Origin of the sequence: Roseateles microcysteis (assembly GCF_036880965.1) — a bacterium.
Classification (GTDB): Bacteria; Pseudomonadota; Gammaproteobacteria; order Burkholderiales; family Burkholderiaceae_C; genus JAUASW01.
The window spans coordinates 551,538-568,314 of record NZ_JBAJMV010000001.1; the positions used below are offsets into that span (position 1 = coordinate 551,538).

Annotated in this window: 16 protein-coding genes; 9 read left to right on the plus strand and 7 right to left on the minus strand. The window is 66.5% G+C overall.

Annotated elements, in window-relative coordinates; translation table 11 throughout:
* Positions 1 to 20: 20 nt before the first annotated feature.
* Both V3596_RS02555 and V3596_RS02560 read right to left on the minus strand, forming a co-directional pair.
* Positions 21 to 500: a VOC family protein gene (locus tag V3596_RS02555; protein ID WP_334276022.1), complete on the minus strand. Its 480-nt coding sequence runs from the start codon at positions 498 to 500 to the stop codon at positions 21 to 23.
* A 63-nt stretch (positions 501 to 563) separates the two neighbouring features.
* Positions 564 to 1,814, minus strand: a complete 1,251-nt coding sequence (locus V3596_RS02560) for an MFS transporter (RefSeq protein WP_334276023.1) — start codon at positions 1,812 to 1,814, stop codon at positions 564 to 566.
* Positions 1,815 to 2,003: 189 nt separating this feature from the next.
* Here V3596_RS02560 and V3596_RS02565 point away from each other — a divergent pair, with 189 nt between their 5' ends.
* The 3 genes from V3596_RS02565 (at position 2,004) to V3596_RS02575 (ending at position 4,254) form a co-directional block, all read left to right on the plus strand.
* Complete coding sequence (locus V3596_RS02565) at positions 2,004 to 2,711, plus strand: helix-turn-helix transcriptional regulator (RefSeq protein WP_334276024.1); 708 nt, start codon at positions 2,004 to 2,006, stop codon at positions 2,709 to 2,711.
* 46 nt (positions 2,712 to 2,757) lie between these two features.
* Complete coding sequence (nadA, locus tag V3596_RS02570; protein ID WP_334276025.1) at positions 2,758 to 3,858, plus strand: quinolinate synthase NadA; 1,101 nt, start codon at positions 2,758 to 2,760, stop codon at positions 3,856 to 3,858.
* 105 nt (positions 3,859 to 3,963) lie between these two features.
* Positions 3,964 to 4,254: a late competence development ComFB family protein gene (locus V3596_RS02575; protein ID WP_334276026.1), complete on the plus strand. Its 291-nt coding sequence runs from the start codon at positions 3,964 to 3,966 to the stop codon at positions 4,252 to 4,254.
* Here the strand turns inward: V3596_RS02575 and nadB are convergent.
* The 4 genes from nadB to V3596_RS02595 all read right to left on the minus strand — a co-directional run bounded on the left by nadB (position 4,251) and on the right by V3596_RS02595 (position 9,473).
* The gene (gene nadB, locus V3596_RS02580; protein WP_334276027.1) at positions 4,251 to 5,864 is read right to left on the minus strand and encodes an L-aspartate oxidase; all 1,614 of its coding nucleotides are present in this window, start codon (positions 5,862 to 5,864) and stop codon (positions 4,251 to 4,253) included. The two genes, V3596_RS02575 and nadB, sit on opposite strands and share 4 nt — an antisense overlap.
* Before the next feature lie 88 nt (positions 5,865 to 5,952).
* Positions 5,953 to 8,547: an ATP-dependent chaperone ClpB gene (gene clpB, locus V3596_RS02585; RefSeq protein WP_334276028.1), complete on the minus strand. Its 2,595-nt coding sequence runs from the start codon at positions 8,545 to 8,547 to the stop codon at positions 5,953 to 5,955.
* Between the two features lie 57 nt (positions 8,548 to 8,604).
* Positions 8,605 to 8,991 (minus strand): fluoride efflux transporter CrcB, encoded by a 387-nt coding sequence (gene crcB / locus V3596_RS02590; RefSeq protein WP_334276029.1) that lies wholly within the window; start codon positions 8,989 to 8,991, stop codon positions 8,605 to 8,607.
* The gene (locus tag V3596_RS02595) at positions 8,988 to 9,473 is read right to left on the minus strand and encodes a molybdenum cofactor biosynthesis protein MoaE (RefSeq protein WP_334276030.1); all 486 of its coding nucleotides are present in this window, start codon (positions 9,471 to 9,473) and stop codon (positions 8,988 to 8,990) included. The genes crcB and V3596_RS02595 overlap by 4 nt, the downstream gene beginning before the upstream one ends.
* 147 nt (positions 9,474 to 9,620) lie before the next feature.
* On the opposite strand from V3596_RS02595, the gene V3596_RS02600 reads away from it, so the two are divergent.
* The 6 genes from V3596_RS02600 to V3596_RS02625 all read left to right on the plus strand — a co-directional run bounded on the left by V3596_RS02600 (position 9,621) and on the right by V3596_RS02625 (position 16,344).
* Positions 9,621 to 10,661, plus strand: a complete 1,041-nt coding sequence (locus V3596_RS02600) for an SPFH domain-containing protein (RefSeq protein WP_334276031.1) — start codon at positions 9,621 to 9,623, stop codon at positions 10,659 to 10,661.
* Between the two features lie 3 nt (positions 10,662 to 10,664).
* Positions 10,665 to 12,320, plus strand: a complete 1,656-nt coding sequence (locus V3596_RS02605) for a DUF4178 domain-containing protein (RefSeq protein WP_334276032.1) — start codon at positions 10,665 to 10,667, stop codon at positions 12,318 to 12,320.
* Positions 12,321 to 12,345: 25 nt separating this feature from the next.
* Positions 12,346 to 12,567 (plus strand): DUF350 domain-containing protein, encoded by a 222-nt coding sequence (locus tag V3596_RS02610; protein WP_334276033.1) that lies wholly within the window; start codon positions 12,346 to 12,348, stop codon positions 12,565 to 12,567.
* A complete protein-coding gene (locus V3596_RS02615; protein WP_334276035.1) occupies positions 12,548 to 14,134 on the plus strand; it encodes a polyamine aminopropyltransferase in 1,587 nt (528 codons plus the stop codon). Before V3596_RS02610 ends, V3596_RS02615 begins: the two co-directional genes overlap by 20 nt.
* On the plus strand, positions 14,116 to 15,723 hold the full coding sequence (locus tag V3596_RS02620; protein ID WP_334276036.1) for a flavin monoamine oxidase family protein: 1,608 nt from the start codon (positions 14,116 to 14,118) through the stop codon (positions 15,721 to 15,723). Before V3596_RS02615 ends, V3596_RS02620 begins: the two co-directional genes overlap by 19 nt.
* Positions 15,724 to 15,813: 90 nt before the next feature.
* Positions 15,814 to 16,344 (plus strand): outer membrane beta-barrel protein, encoded by a 531-nt coding sequence (locus V3596_RS02625; protein ID WP_334276037.1) that lies wholly within the window; start codon positions 15,814 to 15,816, stop codon positions 16,342 to 16,344.
* 60 nt (positions 16,345 to 16,404) lie between these two features.
* Here the strand turns inward: V3596_RS02625 and speD are convergent, their stop codons facing one another.
* Entirely contained in the window at positions 16,405 to 16,776 is a 372-nt protein-coding gene (gene speD, locus V3596_RS02630; RefSeq protein WP_334276038.1) for an adenosylmethionine decarboxylase, read from the minus strand.
* Between the last annotated feature and the right edge of the window lies 1 nt (position 16,777).

Genomic DNA, 16,777 nt, shown 5'->3' on the forward strand with positions numbered 1-16,777 from the left:
CGAAGCTCAGCCCCCGAGGCTCAGCCGCGCCGCGCCGCCTCGATGGCGGCAATATCGATCTTGCCCATCTGCATCATGGCCTCGAAGACCCGCTTGGCCACTGCACGGTCAGGGTCGGCCATCGCATCGGTCAGCACGCGCGGCGTGATCTGCCAGTTCAGGCCCCATTTGTCCTTGCACCAGCCGCAGGCGCTTTCGCGGCCGCCATTGCCGACGATGGCGCTCCAGAGCCGGTCGGTCTCGGCCTGGTCGTCGGTAGCGATCTGGAAGGAGAAGGCCTCGGTCTGCTTGAAGGCCGAACCGCCGTTCAGCGCGATGCAGGGAATGCCGCAGACGGTGAACTCGACCGTCAGCACATCGCCGGCCTTGCCGGAGGGGTAGTCAGACGGCGCGTGATGCACCGCCTTCACCGCACTGTCCGGGAAGGTCCTGGCGTAGAACTCGGCCGCCTCCTCGGCGCCGCCGTCGTACCAGATGCAGATGGTGTTCTTGGGTGTCACATCGGTCTCCAGAGCTTTTGCGGAGCGACGATCCTAGCCGCCCTGGAAACCGACAAGTGCAGCCTATGCAAGCGCCTGTTGCCGACGCCGCACCAGCCCGATGCCCACCAGCCCGGCCGAGCCGACACCCAGGAACAACGCCAACGCCGAGCCCGCGAAGATGGCGGCGGGATGGCCGCCATCCAGCAAGGCGCCGAACACCGGCGCGGCCAGCGCAAAGCCGACGTCCAGGCCCGAATACACGGTGCCGTAGACCCGGCCGGTGGCGCCCGGAGGCGCGGCGCGCTTGATCAGCATGTCGCGCGAAGGGCCGGCCAGGCCGGTGCCGAAACCCGCCAGCGCTGCCACGGCCGCCGCCGCCAGGGGAGGCAGCCAGCCGCTGGCCGTCAGGAGCAGCAGGCAGGCGGCCAATGCCATCGCGAAGGCGATGCTGCGCTCCAGCCGCTCGACCCGAGCCACCAGAAAGCCGCCCACCACCATGCCCGCCGCACCGCACAGCATGTAGCCGGTCACCACATAGGCGGTCAGGCTCACCGGCAGGCCGTACATCGCCTGCAGCGCCGGGCTGGCAAAGCTCTGGATGGCCGACAGCGCCGCCGTAGTCCAGAAGAAGAAGCTGAAGCAGAGCCAGACCGAGGGCAGCTTCAGGAAGGCCATCGGATGCTCGGGCCGGGCGCCCGGCGCCGGCTTGGCGTGGGCCCAGCTCCCTTCCCTGTCGTCAATGGCCTGACGCTGCCAGACCAGCAAGGCGAGGACCGTGAGCGCGACCAGGGCGGTGCCGACGTAGGCGAAGCGCCAGTTGCCCGTGGCCTGTGAAATGCCGATGGAGAACACCGGTGCCAACGCCCAGCCGAGGTTGCCTGTGATGCCGTGCACCGAGAACGCATGGCCCAGCCGGGGCTGCGAAACACGCTTGTTGAGAATCGTGAAGTCCACCGGATGGAAGGGCGAGTTGCCAAGACCCGCCAGCGCCGCGGCCAGCATCAGACCGCCGAAGCCGCCCGCCAGGCCCGCGGCAAGCGAAGCCAGCACGAAGCAGCCCAGCGCTGCAAACAGCACCGGCCTGGCGCCGATGCGGTCCACCACAAATCCGGCCGTGGCCTGGCCGATGCCAGAGATCACGAAAAAGGTGGTGACCAGCAGGCCCAGCTGCGAATAGCTCAGCCCGAACTCACCGATGAAAGCCGGAAACAGCGGCGGCAGCAGCATGTGAAAGAAATGCGAGGTGCCATGTGCCAGGCCGATCAGGCTGATGGTGCTGATGTCGCGCCGGGCCTGGGTGCGCGGGTCGAGGGCGAGGGTCGCTGAATTCATGGATCCAATGTAGGCCGCGAGCTTTCGGCCGGCATGCGATAGTTCGACAAACATTGTCGAATTCCGGCCATGCACCCGTCCAGACCCTCGACCCAAGCCTCCCGACCCGCTCGGCGCTCTTTGCCTCCCCTGGATCCGTCGCTCCATGAACCCACGGCCGCGCGCCCGATTCGGGGCAAGGCGCGGCGCATGGAGCATCAGATGGACATCCATCCGCATCACCATGACTGGTGCCAGCTGGTCTTCTCGACCAGCGGCGCGGTGCGTGTGGGCACGGACGAGAGCACCTTCATCGTGCCGCCCTCGCGGGCAGTCTGGATTCCGGCCGGCATCACCCATGCGGTCACCGCCATCGAGCAGGCCGAGCTGCGCACGCTGTACCTCCTGCCCAGCCTGCTGGAAGAGTCCATATGGTCCGGATGCCGGGTACTTGAAGTGGCGCCGCTGCTGCGCGAGCTGGTGCTGCAACTGGCCATCGAGCTGGATGAGAGGATCGAGGCACGCCGGGAGGCGCTGCTGACCGAGCTGGTCCTCGATGAGCTGAAACGCGCCAAGCCGCTGAGCCTGGGCATCGCCCTGCCCCGCGATGCCCGCCTGCGCAAGCTCTGCCAGGCCATGCTGGAGGCACCCGAGCGCCAGCATGGCCTGGAAGCCTGGGCGGCCGAGGCCGGCGCCAGTGCGCGCACCGTTTCGCGACTGTTCCGCGAAGAGCTGGGCACGAGCTTTGCGCAATGGCGCTCCCAGGTCCTGCTGGCCCACGCACTGACGCTGGCCGCCCGTGCGCGGCCGATGGCGCACATCGCCGCCGAGCTGGGATATGCGAACGCCAGCGCGTTCTCGGCCATGGTGCGACGCACCGTGGGCATGCCGCCCAGCCGATTCTTCGCCTCGGCCTGAAACCCTGGCTCCGCATCGCCATGGGCCCTGCGCTAGGATGCCGGCCATGGATCAGGTTCTCTTCGACTACACCCGCCAGGACGCCGCTGGCGAAAGCTGCACGGCCCATGCCTGGGCCAAGGTGCCAGCGCCTCTCACCCCCGACCAGCGTGTCGCGCTGAAGGCCCGCGCCGCCGCCCTGCTCAAGGCGCACAACGCTGTGCTGGTCGCCCACTATTACGTGGACGGCGACCTGCAGGACCTGGCCTGGGAAACCGGCGGCATCGTCTCCGACTCTCTTGAAATGGCCCGCTTCGGCCGCGACCATGCGGCGCAGACCCTGGTCGTGGCCGGCGTTCGCTTCATGGGCGAATCGGCCAAGATCCTGAGCCCCGAGAAGCGCGTGCTGATGCCCGACCTGGACGCCACCTGCTCCCTGGACCTCGGCTGCCCGGCCGACGAATTCGCCGCCTTCTGCGATGCCCATCCGGACCGCCAGGTGGTGGTGTATGCCAACACCAGCGCTGCCGTGAAGGCACGCGCCGACTGGATGGTCACCAGCTCCTGCGCCCTGGACATCGTGGCCGACCTGCATGCCAAGGGCGAGAAGATCCTCTGGGCGCCCGACCGGCACCTGGGCCGCTACATCCAGGAACAGACCGGCGCCGACATGCTGATGTGGAACGGCGCCTGCATCGTGCACGACGAGTTCAAGGGCCTGGAGCTGGACCTCCTGAGAGAGCAGCATCCGGACGCAATGATCCTGGTGCACCCCGAGTCACCGAAGAGCGTGGTCGAGAAGGCCCATGTGGTCGGCTCGACCTCGGCCCTGATCAAGGCGGTTGTCGAAGGCACAGCCAAGGAGTACATAGTTGCCACCGACAACGGCATCCTGCACCGCATGCGCCAATTGGCGCCGGGCAAGACCCTGATCGAGGCGCCCACCGCCGGCAATGCAGCCAGCTGCAAGAGCTGCGCCCACTGCCCATGGATGGCGATGAACGCCTTGCAAGGCATCATCGACTGCCTCGAAACCGGCCAGGGCGAGATCGAGGTGGCCGAGCCTGTCCGCGGCCAGGCGGCCGGCTGCATCGAGCGCATGCTGGACTTCGTCGCAGCGCACAAGCTCAAGGCCGCCGGCATGAAGAGCGGCATCGGCGCCGCCTGAAGCCTGCAGCTGCGGTTTGTTTGACTAGGGTCAGCCCGACGCCTTGGCGCGGGCTGCTCAGGCTATAAAGTCGGCATATCGCCAGACTTGAAGAGTAGCCCCGCCATGCAAACCTCCGACTTCAGCTCGCTCTACAACCATCACGAACGCGAAGTCTTCGCCACGGTGCAGAAGCTGGCACCTCAGTTCCCGCAGATCGACAACAACGACCTGCTCGTGGACGTGGCCTGCGTCGCGCTGAACCGCCTGCCGCCGCGCTACATCCGTCACGCGGTCGATTTCTCGTTCTACCTCACGGAGCCGGAACGTCTGGAGATCGATTCGGCGATCAATGAGTCGGTGCGTTACGCCTTCAACTTCGTCCAGGCCCGCCGGGCTCTGCACGCCAAGGCCTAAGCTCTGCGCCGCTCGGCAATCAGGACGGTCGGGAAACTGGCCGGCAAGGTATCCGGATAGTCGCGGCTGTAATGCAGGCCGCGGCTCTCATGGCGTAGCAAGGCCGAGCGAACGATCAGCTCGGCGCAGTCCACCAGGTTGCGCAGCTCCAGCAGGTCCCGCGTGACGCGGAAGTTGGCGTAGTAGTCATCGATCTCGCTGCGCAGCAGCGAGATGCGATGCAGGGCCCGCTCCAGCCGCTTGGTGGTTCGCACGATGCCCACATAGTTCCACATCAGCAGCCGCAGCTCGTCCCAGTTGTGGGCGATCACCACCTGCTCGTCGGCGTCTTCCACCTGGCTTTCGTCCCAGGCCGGCGGCATCGCGGCCGCGGGCTTGGCCTCGGCCATGATGTCGTCGGCACAGGTCTGGCCCAGCACCACGCATTCCAGCAGTGAATTGCTGGCCAGGCGGTTGGCGCCATGCAGGCCGGTGTAGCTGGTCTCACCGACGGCATAGAGGCCGGGCAGGTCGCAGCGGCCGCGCAGGTCGGTCACCACGCCGCCGCAGGTGAAATGCACGGCCGGCACGACAGGAATCGGCTGCTGGGCGATGTCGATGCCGAGCTTCAGGCAGCGGGCATGGATGGTGGGGAAATGTTCCTTCAGAAAGGCTTCGCCCAGGTGCGTGGCATCGAGCCACACATGGTCGACACCATGCTTTTTCATCTCGAAGTCGATGGCTCGGGCAACGATGTCGCGCGGCGCCAGCTCCAGGCGCTCGTCATGCGCGGCCATGAAACGCGTGCCGTCAGGAAGCTTGAGATAAGCGCCCTCGCCTCGCAGCGCCTCTGTGATCAGGAAACTGCGCTCCTGCGGGTGGTAGAGGCAGGTCGGATGGAACTGGATGAACTCCATGTTCGCCACCCGGCAGCCAGCCCGCCAGGCCATGGCGATGCCGTCGCCCGTGCTCGTGTCGGGGTTGGTGGTGTAGCGGTACACCTTGCCGGCGCCGCCGGTGGCCAGCACCACGGCGCTCGCGGCCAGCGTCTCGACCTTGCGGCTGTCGATGTCCAGCGCATAGACGCCGTAGCAACGCGGTTGTTCGCTGCGCTGCAGATGGCGGGAAGTGATCAGGTCCAGCGCCATCCAGCGTTCGCGCAGGCTGATGTTCGGATGCGCCTTGGCGGCCGCCAGCAGCTGGTCGTGGATGGCCTTGCCGGTGGCATCGGCCGCATGCGCGATGCGACGCACCGCGTGGCCGCCTTCGCGGGTCAGGTGCAGGCCGAGTGGGCCATCGTCATCAGGAGTAAACGGCACACCTTGCTGCACGAGCCATTCCACCGCCTGCGCGCTGCGCTCGGCGATGAAGCGGGCCGTGGCTTCGTCCACCAGGCCGGCGCCGGCGTCCTGCGTGTCTCGCACATGGCTGTCGATGCTGTCGTCGCTGCCCAGCACGCCGACGATGCCGCCCTGCGCCCAGGCCGTGGCGCTTTCGGTCAGCTCGCGCTTGGCGAGCACGATGACCGGCAGCTTGTCGGCCAGGTGCAGGGCGACGGTCAGGCCGGCAAGGCCCGCACCGATGATGACGACGGGAGAGGGAGCGGGCGCAACGGCAGCAGTGGCGGTCATTCGGTCACGCCCTGAGTCATCAGGGCGTCATGCGGAAGGTGGGCCGATTCTAAGGAGAGCCGGCCCAGCCTTGCGCTCATGCTGGCGATCAGTGCACCACGCGCTCGAACGAGAACTCGCCGCCGTCGATATGCACCGGGATCACGTCCTTCGGCCCGAAGCGCCCTTGCAGGATCAACTTCGACAGCGGATTCTCGATGCGCTGCTGGATCGCGCGCTTCAGGGGCCGCGCACCGAAGGCCGGGTCGAAGCCGACCTTGGCCAGCTCGGCCAACGCGTCCTCGCCGACGTCCAGGCTCATCTCCAGCTTGGCCAGGCGCTCTTCCAGCGCACGCAGCTGGATCTTGGCAATCGCTGCGATGTTCTTGTTGTCCAGCGCATGGAAGACCACGGTCTCGTCGATGCGGTTCAGGAACTCGGGCCGGAAATGCGCCTTCACCTCTTCCCACACCGCATCGCGGATCACCTCGCTCGGCTCGCCGGCGAGCTGCATGATGTGCTGCGAACCGAGGTTGCTGGTCATCACGATCACGCAGTTCTTGAAGTCCACCGTGCGGCCCTGGCCGTCGGTCAGGCGACCATCGTCCAGCACCTGCAGGAGCACATTGAACACATCCGGATGCGCTTTCTCGACTTCATCGAGCAGGAGCACGCTGTAGGGCTTGCGGCGCACGGCTTCCGTCAGGTAGCCGCCTTCGTCGTAGCCCACATAGCCCGGCGGCGCGCCGATCAGGCGCGAGACCGAATGCTTCTCCATGAACTCGCTCATGTCCATCCGGATCATGTGATCTTCGCTGTCGAACAGGAAGCCGGCCAAGGCCTTGCACAGCTCGGTCTTGCCCACGCCGGTGGGGCCGAGGAACAGGAAGGAGCCCAGCGGCCGGTTCGGGTCTGACAGGCCGGCACGCGAGCGGCGGATGGCGTCGGCCACGGCCGTGATCGCCTCGTCCTGACCCACCACGCGCTCGTGCAGCTTGGCTTCCATCTTGAGCAGCTTGTCGCGCTCGCCCTGCAGCAGCTTGGAGACCGGTATGCCGGTGGCACGCGCCACGACTTCGGCAATTTCTTCCGAGCCGACCAGGGTGCGCAGGAGCTTGTTGGGCGTGCCAGTGCCGCTCTTGCCGGCTTCCTTGGCTTGCGCCTCCTTCAGGCTCGCTTCAAGTTCGGGCAGGCGGCCGTATTGCAGCTCGGCCACCTTGTTGAAGTCACCCTTGCGCTTCAACTCCTCGATCTGCTGCTTGATGCGGTCGATCTCTTCCTTGACGTGGGCCGAACCCTGGGCCTGCGCCTTCTCGTTGGTCCAGATCTCTTCCAGCTCGCCGTACTCGCGCCCGAGCTTCAGGAGTTCTTCCTCGATCAGGGCCAGGCGCTTCTGCGAGGCCTCGTCCTTCTCGCGGCGCACCGCCTCGCGCTCGATCTTGAGCTGGATCATGCGGCGGTCCAGCTTGTCCATCACCTCGGGCTTGGAGTCGAGCTCGATCTTGACCTTGGCCGCGGCCTCGTCGATCAGGTCGATGGCCTTGTCGGGCAGGAATCGGTCGGTGATGTAGCGATGGCTCAGCTCGGCCGCGGCCACGATGGCCGGGTCGGTGATCTCGACGCCATGGTGAACCTCATAGCGCTCTTGCAGGCCGCGCAGGATGGCGATGGTCGCTTCCACACTCGGTTCGTCCACCAGCACCTTCTGGAAACGACGCTCCAGCGCGGCGTCTTTCTCGACGTACTTGCGGTACTCATCCAACGTGGTCGCGCCGATGCAATGCAGTTCGCCGCGGGCCAGCGCGGGCTTGAGCATATTGCCGGCATCGATGGCGCCTTCGGCCTTGCCGGCGCCCACCATGGTGTGGATCTCGTCAATGAAGAGAATGATGCGGCCTTCATCCATGGCCACTTCCTTCAGGACGGCCTTGAGCCGCTCCTCGAACTCGCCCCGGAACTTGGCGCCGGCGAGCAGACCCGCCATGTCCAGCACCAGCACGCGCTTGTCTTTCAGCGTCTCCGGCACTTCACCATTGACGATGCGCTGGGCCAGACCCTCGACGATGGCCGTCTTGCCCACGCCGGGTTCGCCGATCAGCACCGGGTTGTTCTTGGTGCGGCGCTGCAGGACCTGGATGGCGCGGCGGATTTCGTCGTCGCGGCCGATCACCGGGTCGAGCTTGCCCTGCTTGGCGCGCTCGGTCAGGTCCAGGGTGTATTTCTTCAGTGCCTCGCGCTGGCCCTCGGCTTCCTGGCTGTCCACCTTCTGGCCGCCGCGAACGGCTTCAATCGCTGTCTCCAGCGCCTGGCGGGTCAGGCCATGGCCGCGCACGACCCCGGCCAGGTCGGTCTTGGCATCCGCCAGGGCGAGCAGGAACATCTCGCTGGCGATGTAGTGGTCGCCGCGCTTGGAGGCTTCCTTCTCTGCAGTTTGCAGCAGGCTGACCAGGTCGCGCCCGGCGCCCACCTGCTGGCCTTCGCCCTGCACCTGAGGGAGACCGGCAAGCAGGCTGTCGAGCGCAGACTTGAGCGCCGGCACCTTGACGCCGGCTCTCTCCAGCAGGGCACGCGGGCCGTCCTCCTGCATCAGCATCGCTGACAAGAGGTGCACGGGTTCGATATAGGGGTTGTCGCGCGTGACGGCGAGGCTGGACGCCTCGTTCAGCGCTTCTTGAAATCGGGTGGTGAGTTTGTCGACTCGCATGGGGAAAATCCTCCGGTTCCCGAGCAAGTGGGACCCCAGGGCCGCAATTTCAAGACCCTAGGCTTTGTCCAGGATCAAACGAATCATCCCCATGCCCAGCGCCGCCGCCGCCAGCGAGCCCAGCACATGGGCCGCCGCATGGCCCAGCGCCATCCAGGTGTGGCCGCGCTGCAAGAGCGACAGCGACTCGCCCGAGAAGGCCGAAAACGTGGTCAGGCCGCCCAGGAAGCCGGTCACCAGCAAAACCTTGAGCAGTTCATCCGGCTGGCGGCCGAACCATTCCAGCGCCATGCCGATGGCAAAGCCGCCCAGCACATTCACCAGGAGCGTTCCCAGCGGGAAGCCCAGCCACAGGGCGTTGAACGAGACCCCGACCCGCCAGCGGAGCAAGGCACCGGCCGCTGCACCGCCCGCCACTGCCAGCCCATGAATCATTGCGCTCATACCGCTCCGTTCCTTGAATTGACACCCCAACGCGCCAGCGCCGCGTCGTCCGCCTCGCGGGCGTCCACCCACTGCGCACCTTCCGGGCCATGTTCCTTCTTCCAGAACGGCGCCTGGGTCTTCAGGTAGTCCATCAGGAACTCGCAGGCCTCGAAAGCCTGGCCGCGATGGCGCGAGGCCACCAGCACCAGGACGATCTGATCCCGGGCCGCCAGGGCACCGACCCGGTGGATCACCCGGGCGGCGCGGATCTCGAAGCGCTCGAAGGCCTGGTCGATCATGCCGGCGATGGCCGACTCCGTCATGCCCGGGTAATGTTCCAGCTCCATCAACTGGACCGGGCGGGCATCCGCCGCATCGCGCACGGTGCCGACGAAGGCCACCACGGCACCGATGCCACCATCGCCCTCGCGCAGGGCGGCGGCCTCGGCCGTGAGGTCGAAATCCTCGGTCTGGATGCTGACGCTGCGGCAGGTTTTCATGGGAGCGTATTTTGCGGCCTCATGTGCCACCATGGTCCGTTCATGCGCGCTGGCGGTCCAACCATCCAAAATGGCTTGGGCCCGCGGGCGGCTGTTGGATACTGCGCCTCGCGGCAAACGGCCGCATTGCATTGAGAGGGGAACACCATGGGCCTGATGAGCTTCATCAAGAAACAGTTCATAGACATCATCCAGTGGACGGAAGAGAGCGATGGCACCTTGGCCTGGCGCTTCCCGATTGCCGACATGGAAATCCAGTACGGCGGCTCGCTGACCGTGCGCGAGTCGCAGATGGCGGTGTTCGTCAACGAAGGCAAGGTGGCCGACGTCTTCGGCCCCGGCATGTACAAGCTGACGACGCAGACGCTGCCGGTGCTCACCTACCTGAAGAACTGGGACAAGCTGTTTGAGTCTCCGTTCAAGAGCGACGTCTATTTCTTCAGCACCCGCCAGCAGATCGACCAGCGCTGGGGCACCCAGCAGCCGGTGACGATCCGCGACAAGGACTTTGGCGCCGTGCGCCTGCGCGCCTTCGGCAACTACGCCTACAAGATCGTCGACCCCAAGCTGTTCCATCAGCAGATCTCGGGCACCCGCGAGCAGTACACCGCGGCGGAGCTGGACGGCCAGTTGCGTGGCCTGATGCTGCAGCACATCAGCGATGCCGTGGCGCAGAGCGGCATCCCGTTCCTGGACCTCGCTGCCAACCAGGTCGAGTTCGCCAAGGCGCTGCAGGAAGCAACCGCCCCCTCCTTCGAAGCCATCGGCCTGAAGCTCGAAGGCGTGACGCTGCAGAACGTTTCGCTGCCGGAAGACCTCCAGAAGATCCTCGACCAGAAGATCGGCATGGGCATGATCGGCCAGAACATGGGCCAGTTCATGCAGTACCAGACCGCGCAGTCCCTGCCCGAGATGGCCAAGGGTGCAGCGTCAGGTGGCGGCGTGGCGGGCGATGCGATGGGCCTGGGCGCTGGCGTGGCCATGGGCCAGGTGCTGGCGCAGCAGTTGCAAGCCGGCCTGGCGGGCACGGCCCACCCGGCGGCCGCAGCGCCAGCCGCTCCTGCGGCGCAGAGCGCGGACGACATCATGGGCCTGCTCGAGAAGCTCGGCGACCTGAAGGCCAAGGGCATCCTCACCGATGAGGAGTTCGCGGCCAAGAAGGCCGACTTGCTGAAGAAGCTCGGATAAGTCTTGGCTGAGTCCACCGCACCGCAGCGCCGCTGGACCGCGGCCTGCCCCAACTGCGGCGCGCCGGTCGAGTTCGCTTCCAGCGCCTCGGCCAGCGCGATCTGCAGCTTCTGCCGCAGCACGCTGCTGCGCGAAGGCGAGGCATTGCGCAAGATCGGCCAGAGCGCCGAGCTGTTCGCGGACCACAGCCCGCTGCAGCTGCAGGCGCGCGGCCGCCATGCAGGCGCAGACTTCACGCTCGTCGGGCGGCTGCAACTGCGCTACGAGGGCGGCGTCTGGAACGAGTGGCATGCCCTCTTTGATGAAGCCCCCGAGGCATCGCCATCGATGCCGCCCCCTCAAGGGGGTGTGGCTGCCTCGGGGCGGCCCAGCGCCAGCCGTGGCGGCAAAAGCGGCTGGCTGTCCGAAGACAACGGCGCCTATGTCTTTTCGTTCGACGCGCCGCTGAACGAACCGGCACCGCCATCTCACACGCTGGTCGTCGGCGCGCAGCAGGTGCTGGACGGCCAGGCCTGGCGGGTCGCCTCGCTGACCCTGGTCACGCTGGGCGCGGCCGAGGGCGAGCTGCCCAAGCCACCGCTGCAGCATGCGGGCGAATTCCTGCTGGCCGACCTGCGCAACAGCCAGGACGAAGTCGGCACGCTCGACTACTTGAGCGAGCCGCCGCAATGGTCGGTCGGCCGCGCCGTGCGCCTGGCCGACCTGGCCATGACCGGCTTGCGAGAGGACAGCGAGGCCACGCTGGCCTCGCGCGCCATGTCCTGCCCGAGCTGCGGCGCCTCGCTGGAGCCCAAGCTCGGCACGACCAAGTCCATCGTCTGCGGCCAGTGCCATGCCGTCGTCGACATCTCCGGCGGCGCCGGCGCAGACCTGGAGCACTACGCGCAGTCGAACGGCATGGAGCCGCAAATCCCGCTGGGAACCACGGGCTCGCTGTCGCTGCTGCCCAATGGCAAGCCCCTGCCCTGGCAGGTGGTCGGCTATCAGGAGCGCTGCGACATTCCGGACCCCGGCGACGACGAAGAACAGACCTTCTGGCGCGAGTACCTGCTCTACAACCGCATGGAAGGCTTTGCCTTCCTGGTGGACACCGAAGAAGGCTGGAGCCTGGTGCGCCCGCTCACCGGCGTGCCCAAGACGGCCGGGGGCAGCGACGTGGAATGGCAGGGCCGGCGCTTCAAGCAGCGCTGGCAAAACGCTGCCAAGACGACCTATGTGCTGGGCGAGTTCTACTGGCGCGTGCAGCGCGAGGACCGCGTCCAGGTGGGCGACTACGAGAGCAGCACGGAGCTGCTGAGCAGCGAACGCAGTGGCGCTGAGATCACCTGGTCGCTCGGGCGCAAGCTGGACGCCGCGGAAGTGGCCAAGGGCTTCCGCCTCGCAGCCGATCGCGGCGCCGCCCTGGCCCGTGATGCCGGTGCCCTGAGCGGCGGCGGCTCCCTGGTACGCACCATCATCATCATTGCCGTTGCCTTCGTCCTGCTGATCATCCTCCTGCGGGCCTGCAGCAAGGACGACTGCGACAGCTACAAGAACGCCTACGGTGAGGCCAGCACCGAATACCAGCAATGCCGCCGCAACAGCAGCGGCAGCGGCGTGCGCCCGGGCTATTCAGGCGGCTCCTACGGCGGCTTTGGCGGCGGCGGTGGGCACAAATAATGAATTCAATGCAAGGAGAGCTGAGATGAGCGGTTTCGAATTCCTCAAGCCCGGCATCGTGCTGGGCTCCATCCTCTACGCCATCATCGGCGTGCTGGTGTTCTGGATCAGCTTCGTCATCATCGACAAGCTCACGCCCTACAAGCTCTGGGAAGAAATCGTCGAGCACAAGAACCTGGCACTGGCCATCGTGGTCGGCTCCATGTGCATCTCCATCGGACTGATCGTTGCCTCCGCCATCCACTGACATCCCGGCCGGCAATTCCGCCGCGCGCGTCTCCCTGCCCGAGCTGCTGCTGCTCGCCAGCGTCTTCGTTGTCGCGGCCTGCGGCCTGGTCTATGAGCTGGCCGCAGGTGCGCTGGCCAGCTACCTGCTGGGCGACTCGGTCCTGCAGTTCTCGACCATCATCGGCACCTATCTGTTTGCGATGGGCCTGGGGTCCTGGCTCTCGCGCTTTGTCGAGCGGCAACTGGTGGCGCAGTTCCTGCGCATCGAGCTGCTGGTCGGCCTGATTGGCGGCCTGATGCCGGCGGCGCTCTTTGCTGCGCACAGCCTGCTGCCGCCCGCGCATCTCACCGAGTTCCGCTGGTTGCTCTATGCCCTGGTGCTGCTGGTCGGCGCACTGGTGGGCCTGGAGATTCCGCTGGTGATGCGCATCCTGAAGAGCCAGCACGGCCATCGCTATGCGCTGAAGGACCTGGTCTCGCAGGTGCTGACCTTCGACTATCTCGGTGCACTGCTGGTCGCGCTGGCCTTCCCGCTCCTGCTGGTGCCGCATCTCGGGCTGATACGCACCGGCATCGCTTTCGGCCTGCTCAATGCGCTCGTGGCAGTGTGGGCCCTGTTCCTCTTCAAGCCGCAATTGCGGCGCTGGGGGGCGCATGCCACCGCCTGCGCGTTCACCCTGCTCGCCCTCGTGGTGGCCATGCTGGGCGCCGAGCAACTGACAAGCTGGGCCGAAGAGCGCTTCTACGGCGAACAGATGCTGGTGCGCGAATCGAGCGACTACCAGCGCGTGGTGGTCACGAGCGGCCGCAATGGCGTGCGCCTGTTCCTGAACGGCAACCTGCAGTTCCATTCGCGCGACGAGTACCGCTATCACGAGGCGCTCGTCCACCCGGCGATGGCGGCGCACGGCGCGCCCAAGAAGGTGCTGGTGCTGGGTGGCGGCGACGGCATGGCAGTGCGCGAGATCCTCAAGTACCCGAGCGTCGAGCAGGTCACGCTGGTGGAGCTGGACCCGCACATGACGCGGCTGTTCTCGACCTTGCCCTTGCTGCGCGAGCTGAACCACGAGTCGCTCCTGAGCCCCAAGCTCAGAATCGTCAACACCGACGCCTTCGGCTGGTTGGGCCAACTGCCCGTCGATGAACGCTTCGACGTGATCGTGATCGACTTCCCCGACCCGTCCAATTTCTCGCTGGGCAAGCTCTACACGACGAGCTTCTATCAGCTGGTCGACCAGCACCTGAGCGCCTCGGGCTATGCGGTGATCCAGACCACCTCGCCACTGATCGCGCGGCGCAGCTTCTGGACCGTGGCGGCCACGGTCGAGGCGGTGGGCCTGACAGCGACGGCCTACCACGCCCATGTGCCCAGCTTCGGCGAATGGGGCTTCATCCTGTCTTCGCGCCGACCTTTCGCCTTGCCACGCGCCCTGCCCGAGGGTCTGAAGTTCCTCAGCGTGCAGAGCCTGCCGGCCTTGTTTGACTTTCCGCCCGACATGGCCAGGCCGCCAGGGCTGGAGGCCAACCGCCTGTCAAACCAGCAACTGGTCCACGAGTTCGAAGCGGAATGGGGCAAGGTCCATTGATCTCGCGGCGCGGCCTGCTCGGCGGCGCTGGCGCCCTGGCCCTGGCGTCCTGCGGACGCGGGCCACAGGAGTTGCAAGGCGGCTGGGTTGGCGCCACGCCTGCGCGCGGCCACCGGCTGCGCCAGCCCTTGCCCGCCGCCGGCGATGGCCCGCTGCGCCGCACCGAGGTGCTGATTGTTGGCGGCGGTGTGGCCGGCCTGGCCTGCGCCCGTGCGCTTCACAAGCGGGGCATCGATTTCACCTTGCTGGAGCTGGAAGACCAGGCCGGCGGCAATGCGCGCGGCCATTCTCTGCAAGGCATTCGCTGCCCGCTCGGCGCGCACTACCTGCCACTGCCCGGCCCCGCGGCACCCGATGTTCTAGAGCTTCTGATCGAACTCGGGCTGGCGCGCCATGAGCTCGGCCGCGTGGTCTATGACGAGCGCAATCTCTGCCACAGCCCGCAGGAGCGCTTGTTCTTCGAAGGCCAATGGGTCGAGGGCCTGCTGCCGCCGGCCAATGGCGCGGCCGGCCTGGCTCAATACCGCCGATTTGGCGCAGCTGTGGCGCAAGCACAGCGGGACCTCGGCTTCGCCATGCCCACGCATCGCGCCCGCTGGACTGCCGGCCACACCGCGCTCGACAGCCAGACCTTCGACCAATGGCTGGATGCGCGGCAGCTGAACGATGCGCGGCTGCGCTGGTATCTCGACTACTGCTGCCGCGATGACTTCGGCGCCGGCAGCGCCGTGGTGTCGGCCTGGGCCGGTCTGCACTACTTCGCCAGCAGGCACGGCTTCCACGCGCCGGGCGATGCCGAGGCCGAACGCGAACCCGTGCTGACCTGGCCCGAGGGCAATGGCTGGATCACCGAGCGCATGGCGGCCGGCCTGGGCCCTCGCCTGCAGCCCGGCCGCACCGTGCTGCGCATCGAGCCCGGCAAGCATGAGGTGCAGGTGCGCTGCTGGAACGAGGCAGCAGATGCGCCCGAGCGCTGGTCCGCCTCGCAAGTAGTGCTGGCCACGCCGCTCTTCATCGCTCAACGGCTGCTTGGCGAGGCCGCACCAAGCGCCCTGCTGGAAGCCACGCGCACCGCCCGCCATGCGCCCTGGCTGGTTGCCAATCTGCTGATCGATGCACCGCTGCTGGACCGCCCCGGCGCACCGCCCGCCTGGGACAACGTGGCCTACGGCAGCCAGCAAGCGCTGGGCTATGTCGACGCCGGCCATCAAGGCCTCGCACCGCAGCGCGCAGCCACCGTGTTGAGCAGCTACTGGGCGCTGCCGGAGAGTCAGCGGCCTGCACTGCTGAAGGATGAATGGCGGCAATGGGCCAGCCGTGTGCTGGCAGAAGTGAGCTCGCTGCATCTCGACCTGCCCGAGCGCCTCCAGCGCATCGACATCGCCCGCTGGGGCCATGCCATGAGCATCCCTGTGCCAGGACGACGCAGTTCGGCCAGTCTGGCCGCCTTGCGCCAGCCGCACGGCCGGCTGCGCTTTGCCCACAGCGATCTGGCCGCCTACTCCGTGTTCGAAGAGGCCTACGCCTTAGGCCATGAGGTGGGCAGCTCTGCCAAAAGTCAGTCGTCTCAAAAAGAAACATTCGGGTAAGCAGCAACAGCACAAACCCTTTTAGCAAAAACCCTTGTTAGCATCGCGTCGCCCCCAAGAGGAGGGGTTAACCGGAAAGAGACACGACCCATGAAGAAGATTGTTGCCCTGGCCGCCCTGGCCTTCATCGCTGCCCACGCTTCTGCCGCTGACAAGACTTGGTACATCGGTGGAGACATCAGCTCCAGCCAGTTCAAGGCCGAAGGCGAAAAAGAGCGCAAGACCGGCTTCGGCGCCACGCTCGGCTACTCGCTGAACGAGAACGTCGCCTTTGAACTGCAAGCGCGCCGCATGGGCAAGTGGAAGGAAGACGGCGTCTCCATCACCGCCAACGCCATCCACGCCTCGGTGCTGGGCATCGCCCCGATCACCAAGGAGTTCTCGCTGTTCGGCCGCCTGGGCATGAGCCGCAACTCCCTGGACCTGTCGCAAGGCAATGCGACCTACTCGCTGCACAAGAGCAAGGCCCTGTTCGGCTTCGGCGGCGACTACGCTTTCGACAAGAACCTGAGCCTGCGCGCCGAGTACGTGAACCTGGGCAGCAACAAGATCGGCACCGGCACCGACTCGGTCAATGTGAAGATTCAGCAGTTCAATGTGGGCCTGAACTACGCGTTCTGATAGATCGGCTCCGGCCGGCAATGAACAAGGCCCGCTTCGGCGGGCCTTGTTGCATTCCGGTCAGCCGCGCTGCAGCGCCTGCATTCGCGTTGCACCTGGCGCAAATTCCGTGCAAAGAGCCTGCATCAGGTGCCTTGCCTTGTCGCTGTTGTCTTGCCCGAGATTGCAAACGTAGACGTCCAGCGTCACGCCACCGCGCTCCGGCCAGGTATGAATCGCCAGGTGCGATTCAGCCAGCAGCACAACACCCGTGATGCCGCTCTGGCTTTCGCCGGGCGCCGGCTCGAACCGATGAAAGAGTTCGGCCACAGCGCCGAGCCCGGCCGCAGCCACGGCCTCGACGCAAAGCGCGCGCAGGGCTTCGGTGTTGGTCATCAGCGGCTGCGCCGGATCGCAGCCACTCAGATCGGCAGTGAGGTGCAGGCCTTGCATG